The following is a 20567-nucleotide window of genomic DNA, read 5'->3' as shown; positions in this document are numbered from 1 at the left end:
CCTTTCAAGAACCTGCTTCGGCAGATCCGATGATTATTGGTTATTTCCAGCGACCCCTCGTCGCGATTTTCAGCTTTAGATTCCGCCGCAAGACCGACATAGCCTGGCCCGCAACGGCACTTCCGAACTTATGTGCTCGCTCCACTCTTAAAAAAATAGTTGTGTTTGTCCATTATAATAGTTGCATTTATCCACTAAATGTAATTAGCTGATGGAAACCGAATGGAACATCTATAGAAGAATAATAGAATTGGGGAATTGAGTGGCAAAAAAAGCTACCTCAAAAGGATACGTTGCGCCTCCAACCGAAATAGATCACGTTGATATCGATGTTCTGGAGAATACTCTGAGCTTCTATATTCGCGTTATAGATTCTTCTGTTTCGCGTGATCTTGATGAACGCCTTGAAAAACTCGAGGTTGCGAAAGGAAAAGGGAAAATAACGGCTCTTTTTCTTATAGACAGTCATCCCGGCATTCGCCCCTCTGTCGTGGCCGAACTTGCGATGAAAGATCGTTCCGCTATGGGGCGCATTCTTGATCATTTCGAAAAGCAGGGTTTGATCGAGCGAAGAACATCGCAAGAAGACAGCCGTGCACAAGAACTTTACGCGACTGAAAAAGGCGCCGCGCTTGCGCAAAAAGTGCGCACCATCGTTACGCAGCAGTCGGAAGATTTCTTCAAGATCATTCCCGAAAACGAGCAGAAGATCCTCATGGACATCCTCAAGCGCGCCTACATCCGGCTGCGCGAGAATTGGAAATGACAGCACTTTAACGCACTCGAACGACGAACCGGCGCCCGTGCATAGAAAAAAGCACATTGGCCACGTTCTATTTGACAGCCCACATAAGAGAGTTTTCAGATGCCGGGACCCTTTATTGTTCCATTTCATGGAGATACCGAACTTCCTTCGGAAGTCGATGTCGTTGTCATCGGCGGTGGAATTATAGGTGCTTCCACCGCGCTCGAACTTGTCGACAGTGGACTGCGTGTCGCACTTTGTGAAAAGGGTGGCATCGGTCACGAACAATCAAGTCGCAACTGGGGGTGGGTGCGCATATCACGCCGTGATCCGCGGGAAGTGCCACTGATGGCAGAGGCGATCCGCATCTGGCAAACGCTCGATAAACGTATCCAACGCGACACCGGTTACAAGCGCGCCGGTATCATTTTTACCTGTGCAACCGATCAGGATTACGCCCAGCACGAACGCTGGAATGAGAATCTGCAGGGCTATCAACTTGAATCGCGCATGATCTCACGCCAGGAATTCGACAGGATGTTCCCCGGCTCGAAGCTTTCCATCAAAGGTGCGCTCTATACGGCAGCCGATGGTCGAGCTGAACCGCAAAGGGCAGCGCCCGCGATAGCGGAAGCTGCACGTGATCGCGGTGCGCACGTCATGACCGAATGCGCCGTGCGAGGTATCGACACCGCCGGTGGCAAAATCTGCGGCGTTGTTACTGAACGCGGCTACATCAAGTGTCAGGCCGTTGTTCTTGCCGGCGGCGCTTGGTCCAATCTTTTCCTTGGCAACAAAAGCATCAGCCTGCCGCAGCTCAAAGTCATGAATTCGGTCCTGCGCACCAAGCCGATCGAAGGTGGACCCGAGCAAGCCATCTGGTCCAGCCACTTTGCGTTACGCAAACGCCAGGACGGTGGCTACACCATTGCTTCGGGCCATGAAAACGTCGTTCCCATCGTGCCAAAATCCTTTCGATACGCTTTGGATTTTCTTCCGGCACTCAAGAAGGAATGGCGCTCGCTCAATCTTCGCCTCGGTTACCGGTTCCTCGACGAGGCGCGGCTCCCCAATAAATGGGCTTTGGATGAGCCAAGTCCGTTCGAATACAATCGCGTGCTCGATCCAAAACCCAATCAGCGCCTTTCAGACAATGCGCTGTCCCACGTCAAAAAGGCATTCCCGGCATTCGAAAAGGCTGAGATCGCCCAACGCTGGGCCGGATATATGGACGTCACGCCCGACGCCGTGCCTGTCATTTCTCCGCTGGAACAGATTCCGGGCTTCTTCATCGCAACCGGATTTTCGGGTCACGGCTTTGGGATTGGACCTGCGGCAGGAAAACTGATGGCCGACATGGTGCTCGGTCGTCCTCATCTGGTCGATGCCAAAGACTTCCGTTTCAACCGGTTCTCGGACGGTTCGAAGATCGAACTCATCAGCGGATTTTGAGTGTGAGTGCCGACCGTTGGGCAGGGACGGTCAAGTGAAAACCATGCCGAAACCGCCAAAAATAACGGCAGAACAGCGAAACAAGGGGAAATTAAATGTCAGAAAACAATAACAGTTTTACCCGACCGACCCGGCGCCAAGCACTGATGATGCTGGGTGCAGCGGGACTGGCGACAGTTGCGACCCCCGGCCTCTTTGGCAGCAAAGCGCTGGCGCAAGAAGCCCGAAAAGGGCAGGTCGTCGTCGGGTTTTCTCAAGAGCCAACGGTCTTCAATCCACATCTTCTTCATGTGGAAGTAGATGAAGGTGTGCATTTTGCAGTCTTTGACGCACTCTTCGACGTAGACGCCGAGGGCAAATTTTATCCGCTTCTGGCGAAGGAAGTTCCGACCGTTGAAAACGGCGGCATTTCAGCTGATGGCCTGAACTGGAAAATCACGCTTCGTGATGACGTCAAATGGCACGACGGCAAGCCTTTTACTGCAGAAGATGTGAAGTTCACCCTCGAACTTTTGACGGATAAGGATTTCCGCAGCTGGCGCCGTACAGGACACGAACTAATCCGTGATCTTACCGTTGTATCGCCAACCGAAATTACCTGGCGCATGGAGAAGCCTCTCGCGCCCTATGCAGCAATTCTGGCATCGACCTTCATCGTTCCCAAGCATGCGTTTGACGGGGTCGCGGACAAGAATACAGCTCCATTTAACAACGCGCCCATCGGCACGGGCGCATTCAAATGGAAAAACCGCGTTGCTGGCGACAATATCGAACTGGAAGCCAATGCCGACTATTTTGGTGATGGTCCATATTTGGAACGAGTCATCATCAAGTACATTCCCGACCTGACTGTTCTGTATACTCAGTTCAAGACCGGTGATATCGACGTTGCAGGACTACAGTGGATCACACCCGACCATTATGCAGAAGCAAAAGATCTGCCGGGTAAAAATGTCGAAATATTCGGAACAGCTGTCATCGAGTCGCTGACCCTCAACATGGATCGGCCATTCTTCAAAGATGCTGCCGTTCGCGAGGCCATGTATTTCGCCCTCGACAAGACATCCATCATCGATGCGCTTTATTATGGCTTGCCGCAGGTCACCGAGTCCTACATGCCTAAGGAATCCTATTACTACAATGGCGATCTGCCGGCGCATGAATACAATATAGACAAAGCCAAGGAATTGCTCGACCAGGCCGGTTGGAAGCCAGGTGCGGACGGTATCCGCGAAAAAGATGGAGTACGCTTGGCATTCAGCAATTCGACCACATCCGGCAATCATCTCCGTGAGCAAGCTCAGCAGTTCATTCAGCAATCGTTCCGGGAAATCGGCATTGATATGAGCATCAGCAATCTGCCCCCAGCTGTCATGTGGGGCGAATATTGGATGATGTCGAAATTCGATTCCGTGCTGGTGGGACTAACACCACTAACCGGGCCAGATCCGGACTGCTCCGACTTTTTCCGATCCACAGCCTCGCCAGCAAAAGGCGGTACGGGTCAGAACACCTGGGTCTATTCCAACAGCGAAGTTGACGCCTTGCTCGATAAAGGCGGGCAACTGTTTGTCCCGGAAGAGCGCCGCGCGGTCTATCTCAAGATCCAGGAACTGATCCGCAAGGACCTCCCGATGCTGCCGATGTTCCAATATGCAACCGTTCGCGGACGTAAAGCTGGCATGGAAGGTTTCCAGGGCAACATCAATAATCGCATCGACACCTGGAACATCCGCAGCTGGCGCTGGGCCTGATCCTTCTCACCGCGCCTTCATTGCTTCGGAGCATGAACACACCGTTTGTTCATGCTCCGGCAAGAATAACACCAAGCGACCCGGCCCGCCCCCCGACCTATTAGTCGACGTGCCGGATAATTCGCCCGCTTCCGGCGGAGGTATCTATGTTTTTTTACACTCTACGACGACTCTGGCAGAGCTTGATACTGCTCGTCATCGTTTCTGTCATCGGCTTTATGGTGCTTAATCTCGCACCCGGCGGTCCCCTGTCACAATACACACTGACACCCGGCATGACCAAGGAAGCTCTGGACAGAATTGCAGAACAGATGGGACTAAACCGCCCTCTTCCCGTTCAGTACCTAGACTGGCTGTGGAGACTTTTGCAGGGTGATTGGGGCAGTTCTTATCGCGATGGCCGACCCGTGCTTCAGATCATAACCGAACACCTTTGGGCAACCTTGCTGCTGATGGGTGGATCGACCCTTCTCTCTATTCTGATTGGAACATGGCTAGGCGTTCACACGGCCCTCAAACGCGGCTCGGTCTTCGACTACATCGCAACCATTGCGGCGATGATTGCCCTGTCGATTCCGACTTTCTGGTTCGGTCTTGTGGCGATTTATATTTTTTCGCTGAAACTGCAATGGTTGCCGGCCGGCAACATGTTCACTATCGGTGACGGATCGTTTCTTGACTACGTCAAGCATCTGATCTTGCCCAGTTTGGTATTGGCACTCGTCAATGTGGCGATTTGGAGCCGCTATATGCGCAGCGCCACGCTAGATGTCATCCACCAGGACTTCATTCGTACCGCGAAAGCCAAGGGCCTGACGTCCCGACGCATCCTGATCAAACATGTACTCGGCAATGCCATGGTTCCCATGATCACCCTTGCCGGTGTTCAGTTGCCCACCATTCTGGGTGGCGCACTGGTTACCGAAACCGTGTTCACATGGCCGGGTATGGGGCGTCTATTCCTCGATAGCCTTGGATACAACGACTACCCGGTCGTGATGGGCTTGCTGATGTTTTCAGCCGTTCTCGTTCTGATCGGCAACTTCGTCGCCGATCTGCTTGTGGCCTTTGTCGACCCGCGCGTCAGACTGGATTGAGGGAACACAATGAACACATCAGTACAAGCCATTCCCAATCTCGATCATCCTCGCTGGTGGAAAAGCCGCGTGGTTCGGCGCTTTATGAAGAACAGATTGGCTCTCGTGGGCCTTGGCATGATCTTACTGCTCACGCTTGCCTGTATCATCGGGCCTTATCTGTTACCGTTCGACGAACTCTACATTGACTTGAGAGCGCGCTTCGCCCCGCCCGGTACAGGTGCACATATTTTCGGAACAGACCCTCTCGGGCGCGATATAGCCGCACGACTATTTCAGGCAGGACGAATATCGTTACTGGTCGGCTTTTCGGCAATGGTACTCTCAACCTGTATCGGAGCCGTGGTCGGAGTCGTTTCGGGCTATTATGGACGGTTTTTGGGAACGGCATTAATGCGCGTCGTCGATGCCTTCCTGTCCTTCCCTTCCATATTTCTACTGCTGGCTCTCGCTGCGTTCATCAAGCCAAGCCCACTGATGATTACCGTCATCATCGCAGTAACCAGCTGGATGGAAGTTGCACGTATTGTGGAAGCGGAAACGCGCTCGCTGCGTGATCGCGACTTCATCCTCGCGGCCAAAATGCTGGGGCTGCGTGGACGCTGGATCATGTTTCGGGAAATTCTGCCCAATATCGTCGGGCCGATCATCGTAGCCGCAACACTTACCATTGCGCGGGCCATCCTTCTGGAAGCTTATATCAGTTTCTTGGGTTATGGCATTCAGCCTCCCCTTCCAAGTTGGGGCAACATGCTCAATGGCGCACAGCAATACCTTACCTCGGCGCCATGGCTCGCAATCGTGCCGGGTGTAGCCATCACTGTCGCCGTTGCCGGTTTCAACTTTGTCGGCGACGGGCTGCGAGACGCATTGGATGCGCGTTCGGACCAGGGCTGAGACACTTTCAACCACCAATCAACCAAAGGACTGGATTCATGCGCCTTACAATCTCCCACACCGCCGATGACATCGATTTCAAACCGAGCCGCCCTGCGGAAGGTCGCGATAGCGGTTCCGATGCGCGTATGATTTGGGAAGACGATATCGAAAACGGCACCAAGGTCGCTGTATGGAAGGCGGAGCCCGGACTTTACGCCTATCCAGCGCGTGATCTTGATGAAACATTCGTCATCATCGAAGGCGAAGCCATGTGCAGCCTCGACGGTTCTGAACCGGTCAAGGTTTCAAAAGGCTCAATCGTGCGTATCGCCAAAGGTGTGGCCATAACGCTCGACGTACTCACCCCTCTGCGCAAGGTGGCAACCGTCGTTCCCAAGCCCTGACCTGTGAGTTTTGAGTCCCGGCAGATATGCAAAGATCTACCGGGACTCAAAGCAGTGTCGCTTAAAACGACCAGGCAGAAGACTAATTCTCTGGAGGAGTTCAATCATGGCATCCAAACGATCTGTTTCCGCAAATTTTTCCTCGCAGCCTCTCGATTATCAAAACTATGTCGATGGTGCCTTTACTGGCATCGCCGACAATTACATCGATGTGTTCAATCCCGCGACGGGCGACCTGCTGGGGCGCGTTCCAGATGCATCGGAAGCTGATGTCGATCACGCTGTCAAAGCGGCCCGCAAGGCGCTAACCTCCTGGGAGAAACTTCCCGCTATCGAACGCGCTCAATACCTGCGCCAGATTTCGGCGAAGATTCGGGAACACCGCATTGAGCTTGCCGATGTCATCATCAAGGAACAAGGCAAGACGGCTGGCCTCGCCCAGGTCGAAGTTGACTTTACCGCCGACTATATCGACTATATGGCAGAATGGGCACGCCGTCTCGAAGGCGAAATCCTGACCAGTGATCGCCCGAACGAGACAATGCTATTGCTGCGCAAGCCAATCGGCGTGGTCGCAGGTATCTTGCCCTGGAACTTTCCGTTTTTCCTCATCGCGCGCAAACTGGCCCCCGCGCTCACTACGGGAAATACGATTGTCATCAAGCCCAGCGAAGAAACGCCCATCAACGCCTTCATCTTCGCGCAACTCGTGGCCGAAACCGATCTGCCCGCGGGTGTGTTCAACTTGGTGGGCGGTCGCGGCGCATCTTCGGGCGAAGCGCTCGTCAATCACCCGGACGTGGATCTAATCACCTTTACTGGCAGCGTTGCGACCGGTTCGCACATCATGCAGGCCGCAGGAAAAAATCTGACACGCGTTAATCTCGAACTGGGTGGCAAAGCGCCGGCGATTGTTCTGGCCGACGCCGATCTCGATCTCGCAGCCAAAGCCATCTACGCTTCACGTGTCATCAATACCGGACAGGTTTGCAACTGTGCCGAGCGGGTCTATGTGGAGCGTCCGGTTCACGACGCGCTGGTGGAAAAGCTCAAAGCTCTCTTTGAAGCCACTCGATATGGCGACCCATCACAAGAAACCGACCTAGAGATGGGCCCACTGATCAATCAGGCCGGTCTCGACAAGGTTTCCCGAGCCGTCGAAATAGCGGTAGCTGATGGTGCAAAAATTGTCACTGGCGGCAAGATTGCAGACCGCCCGTCAGGCTTCCACTACGAACCGACACTGATCGTCAACGCACAGTCCCACATGGACATCATGCGAAAAGAGACGTTTGGCCCCGTGCTGCCAATCCAGATCGTCGATAGCCTAGATGAAGCAATCGCGCTTGCCAATGACTCCGACTATGGCCTGACTTCGTCCATCTACACATCCAATCTCAATGCCGCGATGAAGGCCAGCCGTGAACTCAAATTCGGTGAAACTTATATCAATCGCGAAAACTTTGAAGCGATGCAGGGCTTTCACGCGGGTCGCCGCAAATCCGGCATAGGTGGCGCCGACGGCAAACATGGCCTGTATGAATTCACTGAAACGCATGTGGTCTATATTCAAGGCTGACAGCATTCACGACGCGAGGGCCGCAAATTTTGCGGCTCTCTCCAGGATGCAAAGCATCCCAACAAAATGAGGCTTCCAAGCCCCTCGCACTACAATTGATTTTCGGGAACAACGATGATGCAGAGCACAGGTTCAGCTACGGACAACAGCAAGTCGGTCAATGCTATTTTATCAGTGCGTAATTTAAGCATTGGGCTGCCCAAGGGCATGGACAGGCAATTCGCTGTTCGCGATATTTCCTTCGAGCTCCGGGCTGGTGAAATCCTCTGCATCATCGGCGAATCCGGTTCTGGAAAATCAGTCACCGCAAATACGATCATGGGGCTGCTACCATCCACCATGCAAATTTCAGGAGGCGAAATCGACTTCAGGGGGTCGGACCTCCTCAAAATGCCTGAGCGCCAGCGCAGGCTGTTGCGTGGAAAATCCGTATCGATCATATTTCAAGATCCTTTGTCGTCCCTCAACCCATTGATGACTATTCGCGACCAGATCGAGGAGGTTCTTGTCGCCCATGATTATGGTGACGCTGCGAAACGCAAGGCCAAAATTGTGGAACTTCTGACCGAAGTTGGACTGCCTGACCCGGAGGTCATTCAACACCAATATCCGCTCCGACTGTCAGGTGGACAGCGTCAGCGTGTCATGATCGCAATGGCTTTGGCGCTCGACCCCGATGTCCTGATCGCTGACGAACCCACGACAGCACTCGATGTTACGACGCAAGCGCAGATTTTGGACCTCATACGCAAGATTCAAAAACGTAAAGGCATGAGTGTCATGTTTATCACGCACGACTTCGGCGTGGTTTCTGAAATCGCCGACAGCGTGATCGTGATGGAAAAGGGCAATCTGGTTGAACAAGGTTCTGCCGCAGACGTGCTCGTGAACCCGAAGCACCCTTACACCCAGCGTCTCATCGCAGCCGTTCCTCATATGCGCGAAGACGATAGAACAGCTGCCGGACAATCAGATATTATACTTGAAGCATCCAAACTGACGAAGACCTATCACGTTGGTTCAGGCATGTTTGGCCGAAAGCGTGTCGTCCCAGCACTTCAGGAAGTAAGTTTCACTTTAAAGCGGGGACAAACTCTGGGTGTCGTTGGCGAAAGTGGCTCAGGAAAAAGCTCTCTCGGACGCGTTCTCATGAAACTGACGGACGTCGATTCCGGAAACATTTTCTTCGAGGAGAAAGATATTGCTCCACTATCGGAAGCGGAGTTTCGTCCGCTTCGCCCCCGCATCCAAATGGTATTTCAAGACCCCTTCGCTTCCCTCAATCCGCGTCATACGATCGGCATGTCCCTGATGGTGGGTCCTGTCACCCATGGGCAAGAACCCAAAGAGGTTCGCAAGCGTGCACTGGAAACACTCGAACTGGTCGGTCTTGATCGCGGTGCCATGGAACGATTTCCCCACGAGTTCTCAGGCGGGCAGAGACAACGCGTCGGCATTGCACGCGCCCTTATGCTAGACCCAGAAATTCTAATTGCCGACGAAGCGGTTTCTGCTCTCGACGTCTCGATACAGGCCCAGATTCTTGAATTATTGCAAAAAGTGCAGAAGGACCGTGACCTTGCGATTATCTTCATCACGCACGACTTGCGGGTTGCCAGCCAAATTTGCGATGATGTTTTAGTCATGCATCGCGGTACAGTCGTGGAATCTGGTCCGCCGAGCCGAATTTTCGGCAATCCGGCCAATGCCTACACTCGCAGTCTGGTTGCTGCGATTCCTGGACTTCACTAAGTCAGACGCCGGCCGAGTGCTACACTTGATAGCACCCGGCTATTTTCCCCGCAGTTCGATAATATAGGCTTATAAAGTTTTAGCCCCAGTCATGATGGCGACTGCATCGGACATGGAAATCTCTGATGGTTTCACGACAGCCGCGCGTTTTCCAAGCCGCTGAATATGAATACGGTCGGCAACTTCAAAAACATGCGGCATATTGTGACTGATCAGTACGATCGGCAGCCCGCGTTTCTTAACATCCAATAGGAGGTCGAGTACTTTGCGCGACTCCTTCACACCGAGAGCGGCCGTCGGTTCATCAAGAATGATAACTTGCGAAGCGAACGCGACCGAACGGGCGACCGCGATTCCCTGTCTTTGCCCTCCTGAGAGCCCTTCCACCGGCTGGTCAATATTCTGGATCGTCATCAATCCCAGTTCGGAGAGCTTTTCGCGAGCGACTTCGCGCATTTTTTTGCGATCAAGGCGACGAAGAAATCGGCCTGAAAAGCCAGTTTTACGGATTTCGCGTCCAAGAAACATATTATCCACAATGGACAGAGCCGGGGAAAGCGCCAAATTCTGGTACACAGTTTCAACGCCCGCTTCGCGCGCTTCCAGTGCTGAACGGAAATGAACTGACTTTCCCATCAATTCGATCTCGCCTGCATCTGGTTTCGTCGCGCCAGAGAGAACTTTGATTAATGAGGACTTACCCGCACCATTATCCCCAATAACCGCGAGGATTTCGTTAGGATAGAGATCGAAATCCGCTCCATCCAGTGCCACAACATGGCCGTAGCGTTTCGTCAAACCACGTGCTTTGAAAATCGGATTTGCAGACATCACAGATTGACCTTTCTCAATCCTTGGTCAATGGCAACGGCGACAATCGATAGAACGCCGATGAGCAGGTAAGTCCATTGTGGATCGGCTCCAACCAGCCGTAACCCCAGCGAAAAACAACCTACCGTAAGCGCACCGAAGATTGTGCCAAGGATGGAACCTCGCCCGCCAAATAACGATGTGCCGCCAATTACAACCGCAGTGATCGACTCAATATTGGTGAACTGTCCAGCAGTCGGCGTGACAGACCCAAGACGGCCTATCAAAACCCAACCCGCAAATGCACAGATGACACCGGAGAGAATGTAAACGCTTATCAACATGCGGCGAACCCGAACGCCTGCCAGTTCTGCCGCAGCCGCATCGTCGCCCACGGCATAAACATGCCGCCCCCATGCGGTATGATTAAGCACATACCATAACAAGCTTATGAGTAACACCATGGCAATCACACCATAGGTAAAGACTGCCCCCCCAAGCTGCACTGATTGTCCGAAAAACTGCAGCAATGGTGCCGTTTCCGATATTCGCGCACTGGGTATGGTCTCATTGCCCGAGTAAATGAAGTTGCTGGCTAGGAATATCTGCCATGTACCAAGCGTCACGATAAAGGCTGGTAGCTTCACAACGGAAACAAGAATGCCGTTGATGTAACCACAGAAAGCACCAAGAGCCAGCCCAATCAAAATTGCCACTGGCGCCGGAAGGCCATAACGAAAAACACAGGCCCCCATCACAACCGACGTGAGAACCATGATTGCACCAACCGAGAGATCAATGCCTTTGGTGAGAATGACTAAGCTCTGCGCGGCAGCGACAATTCCGACGATCGCTACTTGTTGGAGAATAAGGGTCAAAGTGAAAGCCGAGAAAAACCGGCCACTCGTCAACAGGCCGAAGCCGGTAACGGTCAACAGCAGAATCAATAACGGGATAATTGCTGGATTGCCGTGGACGCTATCTTGAACAAACCGTCCAAAGGATCGCTTTGATTGGAATTTTGCAATGCGTGTATCACTGTTACGTATCACGCTCTCAAAGTCGTCTACTTGTGTCATGATCTTGCCCATGAACTCTTCCAGCGCGGAGCCAATTTGACATTGGTCCTATCAGAAAGCTGGAACTACGTGGTCCCATGAAGACCCGATGCCACGCCCGAATCTTCTTGGATAGCGAAGGTTTTTCAGCCCCAGCACTTCTCCAGGGCTTCTGCAACGCTGATTGAAGAGACACCCTCAACCGCATCATCGGTCACAAGCGAAACGCCCGTATCGAAGAAATGTGCACCGTCTTCAAGCTTCGGCTTCTCGCCAGTATCAACCCATTTGCGAATTGCCTGAATTCCCAGGATAGACATTCGGTCTGGATATTGCTGTGACGTCGCAGCAAGTGTTCCAGCCTTAATATTCTTCACACCCTGACAGCCACCATCAATGGAAACGAGCAAAACCTTATCGGACATGCCGAGCGACTTCAGTGTTTCAAACGCTCCCGCAGCAGCAGGTTCATTGATCGTATAGACCACGTTGAGAGACGGATCGCGTTGGAGCAGATTTTCCATAGCAGACCGGCCACCCTCTTCATTACCATTCGTAACGTCGTGACCGATTATCCGCTTGTCATCTTCATCGCCGATGACATTAACGTTTTTGGTGTCAATCCCGAAGCCGGTCATGAACCCTTGATCGCGTTGAACATCCAGCGTCGGCTGGGAGGCATTAAGATCAAGAAACGCAATACGCGCATTGGAAGCTTCGTCCCCGAGCTTCGCCTTGACCCATTGGCCGATCAATTCGCCTGCCTTGAAATTGTCGGTAGCAAAAGTGGCATCCACTGCATCATAAGGTTCAACAGGGCTGTCGAACGCAACAACCATGATACCTGCTGCGCGAGCTTTCTGGATGGCCGGAACCACTGCTTTGCTGTCCGATGGGTCGATCAGGATGCCCTTCACGCCCGCGAGAATGCAAGTTTCAAGCGCTTCGATCTGGCTGATACTGTCACCATCATCGCGACCGGCATACATTGAGAGCTTGATATTCTGCTTCTTGGCTTCTTCGATCGCAGCATTTTTCATAGTTATGAAAAACGGATTGGTATCCGTCTTTGTGATAACGCAAGCACTAGCCGGTGCTTGTGCGCTTGCCGCAGTCAAACCTGCCGCGGATGTCACTGCAATCGCAACAAGCCCAATCCCTAAACGGCGTGAAAACAATCCCATTTCAACCTCCCATTGCCGCCCATCTACACCGCCCCGGAAATGGCTGCGGTATATAAATCGTCATAAGTGTAGTAAATATTCATAATAATAAATGTCAACGATATTATTTGGCGTTTTCTAGACAAATATCTCTTCAATAGTAAAATAATGCGTATTAAAATTACAAAAAGATGGAAAACAAAGTAAAAGTTTCTTCTAGGAAACGCCGATAGTGCCGCCGGCTTAGCCAATGACACCATCGAGACTTGACCAAGGATTCCGACTTACCGGATTTACTTGATTTAGCTATTTATAGTCTTCTCATGGAACATGATATGATCATTCCATGACGTAAAGATTAGCGGCGTCTTTTTACAGACAACCAGTATGAAAGCCACCATCTACGGGCAGTGTGACACCAGTGATGAAACAAGCCGCAGGCGACGCAAGGAATAGAGCTGCGCCAACCAAATCCTCTGTTTCTCCCCAGCGTTTTAGGGCTGCGCGCTGCGCGATAGGCTTCTCGGTAGCTGGGTTTTCCCACAGAGCACGCGTCATATCCGTGCGATGATAGCCCGGTCCGATAGCGTTCACGCGCACACCATCTGGACCAAACTTATGCGCAAGAACGCGCGTAAGCCCAAGAATACCGGTCTTGCTTGCGGTGTAAGCTGGCACACCTGTATCGGCGAGATAGCTCAACATCGAAGCGATCGCGATCACCGATCCCTTGCTTTCCTTCAGCTTTGGATATGCGGCCATGGTGAGGCGGAAAATGCTGTTCAAGTTGATGTCCATGACATCGTTGAACACATCGTTCTCCCATTCTGACGTGTCACGGGCAACGCCCTGCGCGTTGATCAGCACATCGATCCGTGTCTGCTTCTCCATGAAGGCAATGGCATCGTCATTGCTACGTACGTCGAGTTCATAGAACTCAATGCCCTTGTTGGCATCGTCTTTCTCAGCCTTTTCGATCTTGGCTACAGAGCTTCCGCTGGCCGCGACAGAAGCACCAAGCGCTGCAAACCCGCGCGCCATTTCAAGACCGATGCCACTCGTTGCGCCCGAAACCAAAACACGCTTGCCTGCAAACAGGTCTTTGGCGAAAGACGAAATAACTTCCTGCATGATAACCTCCCGATAAACGCTAGATGAGCTGCTTTAATGCGGCGACGACCATATCCGGCGTTACCTTGATCGGCTCATTGTGAATGATTTCACCGGCGCGGCAGGCGCGCTTGGCGACGATTTCCAGTTTCTCGTCCGTCGCGTCTTCGATGCCGATATCGGCAAGACGGGTTGGTAACCGCACGGAAAGACAAAATTCGCGAACCTTCTGGAATTCTTCTTCCGCACCGTGCAGCTTGAGGCCAGCGAGAACACCGATGGCGACTTTTTCACCATGTAGATGGTGATGAACATCATCCAACTCGCAAAGGCCATGATGAATAGCATGAGCAGCCGCCACCCCGCCTGATTCAAAGCCGACGCCCGAAAGCAGGATATTCGCTTCGATCACGCGTTCCATCGCTGGACCTGCCTGCTTGGCGTCGCACTCCTTGAGCGACGCTGCGCCAAATTCAAAGATCGTATCGCGGCAGAAACGTGCAACTTCATAAGCAAGACTGACGCCTTGCATTTTCATGCAGTTGAAAGCGCCGGACTGGCGGCAGGAGTCTGCTTCATAAAAGGTGGCAAGTGCATCACCGATACCAGCAGCGAGGAAGCGCGCCGGAGCCTGTGCGATCAGCGCTGTATCGACCAGAACCAGATTAGGGTTGCTTGGCAGAAACGTATCATAAGCCACCGAACCATCGTCATTATAGACAACGGCAAGCGCGCTGCATGGGGCATCGGACGCCGCAATGGTCGGGAAGATGATCGATGGGAGGGCAAGATCGCGCGCCGCAGCTTTCGCCGTATCCAACGCCTTGCCGCCGCCAACCCCGATAACGACTTTCGCGCCTGCTTCACGGGCTTGTGCAACGAGAGCCGCGATTTGGCTTTCGGAGCATTCGCCGCCATGGCGCACGATGCGCGCCTCTGGACCAGAGGCAAAAGCCGCATCGACCTTTGGCTCCAGGATGTCAAAAATACCATTATCGAGAAGAACGACTGCCTTATCGCCGAAGCTTGCTGCCTCTTCTCCAAGACGCGCGATAACGCCTGCGCCTTGAATGTACCGACCGGGAAAGCGCGCACCGCGCACGGTTGAAACTGCATTTACCAACATACATAGCCTCCATCGGCCAGAACGATCGAGCCGGTCATGAGGCTTGATGCCTCGCTTGCAAGGAAAAGAATGACAGAGGCGACTTCGTCCGTGCGCCCAAGACGGTTCATTGGTGTGCCACCAACCCAATGACGATACATTTCAGGATCATCATAGACATATTTGTTCATTTCTGTGTCGATATAGGTCGGCGCTACCGAGTTGACGCGAACCCCACGTGCGCCCCATTCAGCAGCCAGCGAACGTGTCAGGTGGTGCACTGCGGCCTTGGATGCGTTGTAGTTCGCCTGTTCCTGCGGGCGGTTGACCACGAAACCGGACATGGACCCCACATTGACGATATTGCCGGAGCCATTTTCCAGCATCGACTTACCGAACGCGCGGCAGCACCAGAACACGCCATTCAAATTGACGTCGATCACCTTGTTCCAGACATCATCGGCCATGGTTTCAGCAGGATGATTGCTGATCGCGATACCGGCATTGTTGACGAGGATATCGACGCGGCCATGTCGCGCAATAATTAAATCATGCACGCGCTGAACGCCTTCAACATCCGTAACATCCAGCAGTTCGCCCTCGACGCTGTAGCCCTTGGCGGCGAGTTCAGCGAGAGCCTTGTCCAGCAGTTCCTGGCTCATATCGGTGAGCACTACCTTCGCACCAGCTTCCGCCAGCGCTTCAGAGGCAGAAAGGCCTATGCCGCGCGCGGCGCCCGTGACGACCGCAATTTTGCCGTCAATTCTGAACTTTTCGAGAAACATGGAAATGCTATCCTTGTCTGGCTTGCTATTGGGCAACCGCGTTTAAAAGCGGCTGCAAACTGGAAAGAAGGTTTTCAGGATCGGCGGTTACAACGCCGTTCGGGAAAATGAGATCAGTGCGGTGCGGCTCTGGCCACCCGATAACAGTCATGCCGGCAGCAAGACCTGCATAAGCGCCCGGCACGCTGTCTTCGACAACGATGCACTGCGACGGCTCGATGCCAAGCAGATAAGCACCGCGCAAATAGGGCTCCGCCGCTGGCTTGCCTTCACGAACGTCATTGCGCGATACACTGATGAAATCAGGGCGCTGCAACCCGACTGCCCGCAAATTTGCGTCCATAAGCATACGGTCCGAATTGGAAACAATCGCGTAAGGAATGCCCGCCTCATCGAGATAGGCCAACACCTCCGCCGCGCCAGCGCGGAGTTTCAAGCGGGTCGCTCCACTGACATAAGCTGCATATTTCGCTTGGATAAAGGCTCCCAGATCGGCCGTCATACCCGTCTCATTCCGGAGCATGGCATGGCAATCGGCGATAGTTGTGCCAGTTACGCGGTTTTCGAAGTTCTCCGGAACCGTGCCTGAGAGGGCGTTAATCGCCCCTAGAAGCGTTTCATAGTGAAAGGGCTCACTGTCAATCAGTGTGCCGTCCATATCGAACAGAACCGCATGCGCACTCATTGCGGCAACCCGTCGAGATCGTCATAGAGCGATTGGCTATGCGTATAGAGTTTCTCAAAGAAGGCCTGCATTGGAGCATAGACTTCTGACCATCGCGGATCTGGCCTGATCTCGGTCGAATATTGCACAAGCGCGTCGGCAGCATCCTCAACACTTGAGTAACGCCCCGTTGCAGCTGCTGTCATGATCGCACAACCGACCAGACCGCACTCGGCCTCCTTCGGCACGAGAATGGGAATACCATAGACACTTGCCTTGATTTTCAGCCACAATTCCGTCTTCGCACCACCACCAGAGGCGATCACGCGCTCAAGCCTGGAGCCGGAAATACTGTCGAGAATATTGATATGGCGTTTCACGGCAAAGGCCACGCCCTCCAATACCGCGCGATGGAGATGCGAAATACCATGAGCAGCACCAATGCCAAAATACTGTGCGCGCGCGTTGCGATGTTCGCCAAGGCGCTCGCCCGTAAGATAGGGCATGAAGAATAGACGGTCGGAGCCCGCAGGCGCCTCTGCTGCCTTGGCCACGATTTCCTCGTAGGAAATCTGTTTGTCGTGGAACGCGCGGCGGGCCCAGCGCATTGCATCGCCGCCGGATTCAAGCAACATGAACGCGCCCCAGTTTCCTTCTACCGTACCGACATTGCAGACAGATGGGTCGAGCAAGGGCTTTTCCGCAATCGCCGTGATAATGGCAGAGGTGCCCATCACTTCCGAGCCGACGCCCGGACGGCAAACACCGGAACCAAGCAAGGCGACCGGATAATCCGCTCCGCCAACCAGAACCGGCGTACCTTCACGAAGACCTGTCTCCCGTGCTGCTTCTGCCGTAACACTGCCGAGAATCTCAGTGGGGTTTCGCAATGGTGCAAGCTGCTGGCGATTTAGGCCAAGCAAGTCGACCATATGTTGCGACCAGTCACCCGTCCGTGGGTCCATCAGGAAGCTGGCGCCACCATCATTGCGGTCCATCGCAATTTTGCCAGTGAGCTTCAGATTGATGTAATCCTTAGGCATCAAGACGGCGGCGGCGCGCGCGAAGGCCTGTGCGTCGTGATCGCGCAACCATTGCAATTTGAAGCCCGGCCATGAGGGCGCTGCGGGATTGGCGCTGTGCTCCAGATAATCTGCCGGATGATGCTTTGCTTCAAAGGCAGTTACATAATCGACGGTCCGCTTGTCGTTCCACAAGGGGGCAGTGTCGCGCACCAGTTCACCCTTATCACCAACCAGCACCGTTCCATGCATCTGCCCACAGGCAGCGACGGCTACGATCCTGTCGCGCGCGTCCGGCACCCTGTCCAGTACATCGCGGATCGACGCGATCACGCCCTGCCACCAGTCAGCTGGACGCTGCTCCGACCAGCCAAATTGCGGCACAATCTGTTCGTGCTCACGGGCGGCAACCGCGACTATCGTTGCACGGCTATCCATGAGGGCAGCACGTACGCTGCCCGTTCCGACGTCGATTGCAAGTGAGAGTTCATTTGGCATGGAACACGTCATCAAGTTTTGGGAGGAAGGGTGGTCGCCTTACGACTTGCGCAGCCAGCTTGACGCATATTGCAGAAGCATCGCGCCAATGATGATGCAGCCCATGAAGACCTGCTGATGATAACCCGGAACGCGAGCAAGGTTCATCATATTTGCGATTATCCCAAGAATGATGACGCCGATGAAGGTGTTAAACGCACCGCCGCGACCGCCCATCAGGCTCGCGCCACCGATAACAACCGCCGCGATTGCATCAAGCTCGGCACCGACGCTGATATTGGCCGACCCGATACCGGTACGACTTGTGGAGATGATACCGGCAGCAGCAGCCAGAACTCCGGAAATCACATAGACCGACAGCGTATAATAAGAGACCGAGATACCCGACAGGCGTACGGCCTCAGAATTGGAGCCTATGGCCTTAACCAGGCGACCAAAGCGCGTAAAGGTGAGAACCGCACCGGCAATCACAAAAACAACGATCATGAGGATGACCGGATATGGGATGCTGCCCAGCGTACCTGAACCGAAGGCTGTTACCGCCGAACCGGCCTCACCCATCATGATCGGCTGGCCGGAGGAGAAGATGAATGCAAGGCCGCGCGCGATGGTCATGACCGCAAGGGTGGTCACGAAAGGCGGCAGCTTGAGATAAGCCACCAGAATACCGGATACGAGACCACATGCAGCACCGGCAAGTAGTACACCGCCGATAGCCATTCCTGTTCCATATTGCTGGATGAGTATGGCAGACAACACACTGCCCAGTGCAGCCACAGACCCGACCGACAAATCGATCCCCCGCGTCAGAATGACAAACAGCATCCCCACCGCCATAAGGCTCGGGCCTGCCACCTGACGCAGCACATTCATAATATTGCGTTCAGTCAGGAACACATTCGACAAGGACGCAGCAACGATCAGAACTGCAATCAGAATGGCAACGGTGCCATACCGGTTGAGAAGAGCTCCGGCATTGAAGTTTTTCTTCGGCGTTTCAACAACTTCGGTCACAGTTTTACCCAATCAATTAACTGCTGCAGAAGGCACAGTTCTGGCCGTATTGACCATGGCAAGCTTCAACAGATTTTCTTCAGAGTATTCCTCCGGCTGCAAGGAACCCGTCACGGCGCCTTCGCGCATGACCACGATCCGGTCGCAAAGACCGAAAAGCTCAAGATGTTCGGAGGAAATCACCACGACCGCCCGGCCCTCAGCCGCAAGCGATTTGATGAGCGAATAGATTTCCGTCTTGGCGCCCACATCGACACCACGGGTGGGCTCATCGAAAATCAGCACGTCGCCATCGGCATGAAACCACTTGGCAAGAACAACCTTCTGCTGATTGCCGCCCGACAGGCTCGATGCCGGGTCTTCGATACTGCCCGCCTTTAGACGCAGACGTTTTGACAGCGCCTCAACGGTGGAACGCTCCGCGCCGCCCTTTACGAAACCAAAAAAGTTCACCAAAGGGGCAAGCTTCGCCATGGTGGAATTAACGCGGATCGGGAAGTCGAGGATCAAACCCTGATCCTTGCGACTTTCGGGTACAAGACCGATACCAGCCTTCACGCCTTCACGCGGATTACGAATGATTTTTTCTTTGCCGTGGATGAAAATCCGTCCCGATTTCGCGCGCTCCGCACCGAAAACCAATCGCATAAGTTCTGTACGCCCTGCCCCGACCAAGCCCCCGAGACCGATGATCTCACCAGCCTTGACCGTCAGTGACACGCCCTTGATACGGGAGCCGTCCGAGAGCTCTTCGATGCGCAGAACTTCATTGCCAACTTTTCGCTCAATATTCTCACCGAAAAGCGCCTTCAGCGGGCGACCGACCATAAGACGAATGACATCATCGACCGTTACAGACGCACATTCCGTCGTGGTGATGGAGGCGCCGTCCTTCATGATCGTAATACGATCGGCGATGCTGAACACTTCATCGAGGCGATGCGAGATATAAATGACGCCGACGCCGCGCTCGCGCAGTGTACGGATGATGTCGAGGAGACGATTTGCATCGCGCGCGGACAACACCGCAGTCGGCTCATCAAACACCATCACGCGGGCATTGCGCGACAGGGCTTTCGCGATCTCAACTACCTGCTGATGCGCGATGGGAAGATCGCCGACAAGAGCACTGGGAGAAATGGAAAATCCAAGGCTCGTAATAAGTTCTTTGGCACGGCTGTTGAGATCGGGCCAGGAAATGACCGATGGCAGCATCCACATAAAGATGTTCTCGGCAACGGTCAGATCGGTTGCCAGCGCCATTTCCTGATGGATAACGGCGATACCTTTGGACATCGCATCCATAGGTCCGCGAAAATGCTGCACTTCGCCCGCGACTTGGACTTCGCCACGCGTGGGCGAAAACTCCCCGCCGAGAACGCGCATCAATGTCGATTTGCCGGCACCATTCTCACCGAGCAAAGCATGAACTTCACCTGCGCGAAGCGCGAAGTCGACACCACGAAGCGCATGAACGCCGCCAAAAGACTTCGCTATGCCGGACAGCTCTACAAGATTTTCCATTTCAATCATTCCAGATCTTCAAGACCCAGGACGCTCCACCCGAATTTCAGTTCAGTCCGTAAGAAATGGTCACCTCGCGACCGCTTGCGAAACCTGCCAGATGCCATGCATCGGACTGAATCGCCTTCTCGGACAATCCCATAGTGCAGCCA

18 protein-coding genes are annotated in these 20567 nt (G+C 53.7%); 8 read left to right on the top strand and 10 right to left on the bottom strand.

Annotated features, from left to right (window positions below; translation table 11 throughout):
- Positions 1-262: 262 nt before the first annotated feature.
- The 8 genes from JAU75_RS09595 to JAU75_RS09560 all read left to right on the top strand — a co-directional run bounded on the left by JAU75_RS09595 (position 263) and on the right by JAU75_RS09560 (position 9662).
- Entirely contained in the window at positions 263-766 is a 504-nt protein-coding gene (locus tag JAU75_RS09595; RefSeq protein ID WP_371836138.1) for a MarR family winged helix-turn-helix transcriptional regulator, read from the top strand.
- A 99-nt stretch (positions 767-865) separates the two neighbouring features.
- Complete coding sequence (locus JAU75_RS09590; RefSeq protein ID WP_199056273.1) at positions 866-2197, top strand: FAD-binding oxidoreductase; 1332 nt, start codon at positions 866-868, stop codon at positions 2195-2197.
- A gap of 95 nt (positions 2198-2292) precedes the next feature.
- Positions 2293-3951, top strand: coding sequence for a peptide ABC transporter substrate-binding protein (locus tag JAU75_RS09585; protein WP_199056272.1), 1659 nt, complete (start codon positions 2293-2295; stop codon positions 3949-3951).
- 146 nt (positions 3952-4097) lie between these two features.
- Positions 4098-5048: an ABC transporter permease gene (locus JAU75_RS09580; RefSeq protein WP_100648476.1), complete on the top strand. Its 951-nt coding sequence runs from the start codon at positions 4098-4100 to the stop codon at positions 5046-5048.
- Positions 5049-5057: 9 nt separating this feature from the next.
- Positions 5058-5945 (top strand): ABC transporter permease, encoded by an 888-nt coding sequence (locus tag JAU75_RS09575; protein ID WP_094514948.1) that lies wholly within the window; start codon positions 5058-5060, stop codon positions 5943-5945.
- A 38-nt stretch (positions 5946-5983) separates the two neighbouring features.
- Positions 5984-6331, top strand: a complete 348-nt coding sequence (locus JAU75_RS09570; RefSeq protein WP_199056271.1) for a cupin domain-containing protein — start codon at positions 5984-5986, stop codon at positions 6329-6331.
- A 106-nt stretch (positions 6332-6437) separates the two neighbouring features.
- A complete protein-coding gene (aldA, locus tag JAU75_RS09565) occupies positions 6438-7910 on the top strand; it encodes an aldehyde dehydrogenase (protein WP_199056270.1) in 1473 nt (490 codons plus the stop codon).
- Between the two features lie 114 nt (positions 7911-8024).
- On the top strand, positions 8025-9662 hold the full coding sequence (locus JAU75_RS09560) for an ABC transporter ATP-binding protein (RefSeq protein WP_247880435.1): 1638 nt from the start codon (positions 8025-8027) through the stop codon (positions 9660-9662).
- Positions 9663-9731: 69 nt separating this feature from the next.
- On the opposite strand, the gene JAU75_RS09555 is transcribed toward JAU75_RS09560, so the two are convergent.
- The 10 genes from JAU75_RS09555 to JAU75_RS09510 all read right to left on the bottom strand — a co-directional run bounded on the left by JAU75_RS09555 (position 9732) and on the right by JAU75_RS09510 (position 20415).
- Complete coding sequence (locus tag JAU75_RS09555; protein WP_152850449.1) at positions 9732-10493, bottom strand: ATP-binding cassette domain-containing protein; 762 nt, start codon at positions 10491-10493, stop codon at positions 9732-9734.
- A complete protein-coding gene (locus tag JAU75_RS09550; RefSeq protein ID WP_199056269.1) occupies positions 10493-11563 on the bottom strand; it encodes an ABC transporter permease in 1071 nt (356 codons plus the stop codon). The genes JAU75_RS09555 and JAU75_RS09550 overlap by 1 nt, the downstream gene beginning before the upstream one ends.
- A gap of 113 nt (positions 11564-11676) precedes the next feature.
- The gene (locus JAU75_RS09545) at positions 11677-12714 is read right to left on the bottom strand and encodes a substrate-binding domain-containing protein (RefSeq protein ID WP_199056268.1); all 1038 of its coding nucleotides are present in this window, start codon (positions 12712-12714) and stop codon (positions 11677-11679) included.
- Positions 12715-13065: 351 nt separating this feature from the next.
- Positions 13066-13824, bottom strand: a complete 759-nt coding sequence (locus JAU75_RS09540; RefSeq protein ID WP_199056267.1) for an SDR family oxidoreductase — start codon at positions 13822-13824, stop codon at positions 13066-13068.
- 19 nt (positions 13825-13843) lie between these two features.
- A complete protein-coding gene (locus JAU75_RS09535; protein WP_199056266.1) occupies positions 13844-14929 on the bottom strand; it encodes a glycerol dehydrogenase in 1086 nt (361 codons plus the stop codon).
- On the bottom strand, positions 14920-15693 hold the full coding sequence (locus tag JAU75_RS09530) for an SDR family oxidoreductase (protein ID WP_199056265.1): 774 nt from the start codon (positions 15691-15693) through the stop codon (positions 14920-14922). Before JAU75_RS09530 ends, JAU75_RS09535 begins: the two co-directional genes overlap by 10 nt.
- 25 nt (positions 15694-15718) lie before the next feature.
- The gene (locus tag JAU75_RS09525; RefSeq protein WP_199056264.1) at positions 15719-16378 is read right to left on the bottom strand and encodes an HAD family phosphatase; all 660 of its coding nucleotides are present in this window, start codon (positions 16376-16378) and stop codon (positions 15719-15721) included.
- Positions 16375-17877 carry an FGGY family carbohydrate kinase gene (locus tag JAU75_RS09520; protein WP_199056263.1) on the bottom strand — a complete coding sequence of 501 codons (1503 nt, stop codon included), beginning with the start codon at positions 17875-17877 and terminating at the stop codon, positions 16375-16377. The genes JAU75_RS09525 and JAU75_RS09520 overlap by 4 nt, the downstream gene beginning before the upstream one ends.
- Positions 17878-17916: 39 nt before the next feature.
- Positions 17917-18891, bottom strand: a complete 975-nt coding sequence (locus tag JAU75_RS09515; protein WP_036566922.1) for an ABC transporter permease — start codon at positions 18889-18891, stop codon at positions 17917-17919.
- Positions 18892-18903: 12 nt separating this feature from the next.
- On the bottom strand, positions 18904-20415 hold the full coding sequence (locus JAU75_RS09510; protein ID WP_199056261.1) for a sugar ABC transporter ATP-binding protein: 1512 nt from the start codon (positions 20413-20415) through the stop codon (positions 18904-18906).
- Positions 20416-20567 lie beyond the last annotated feature (152 nt).

Source organism: Ochrobactrum sp. Q0168, assembly GCF_016427605.1.
In the GTDB taxonomy this organism is placed as follows: domain Bacteria; phylum Pseudomonadota; class Alphaproteobacteria; order Rhizobiales; family Rhizobiaceae; genus Brucella.
This window is presented reverse-complemented; position numbering and strand designations above follow the sequence as displayed.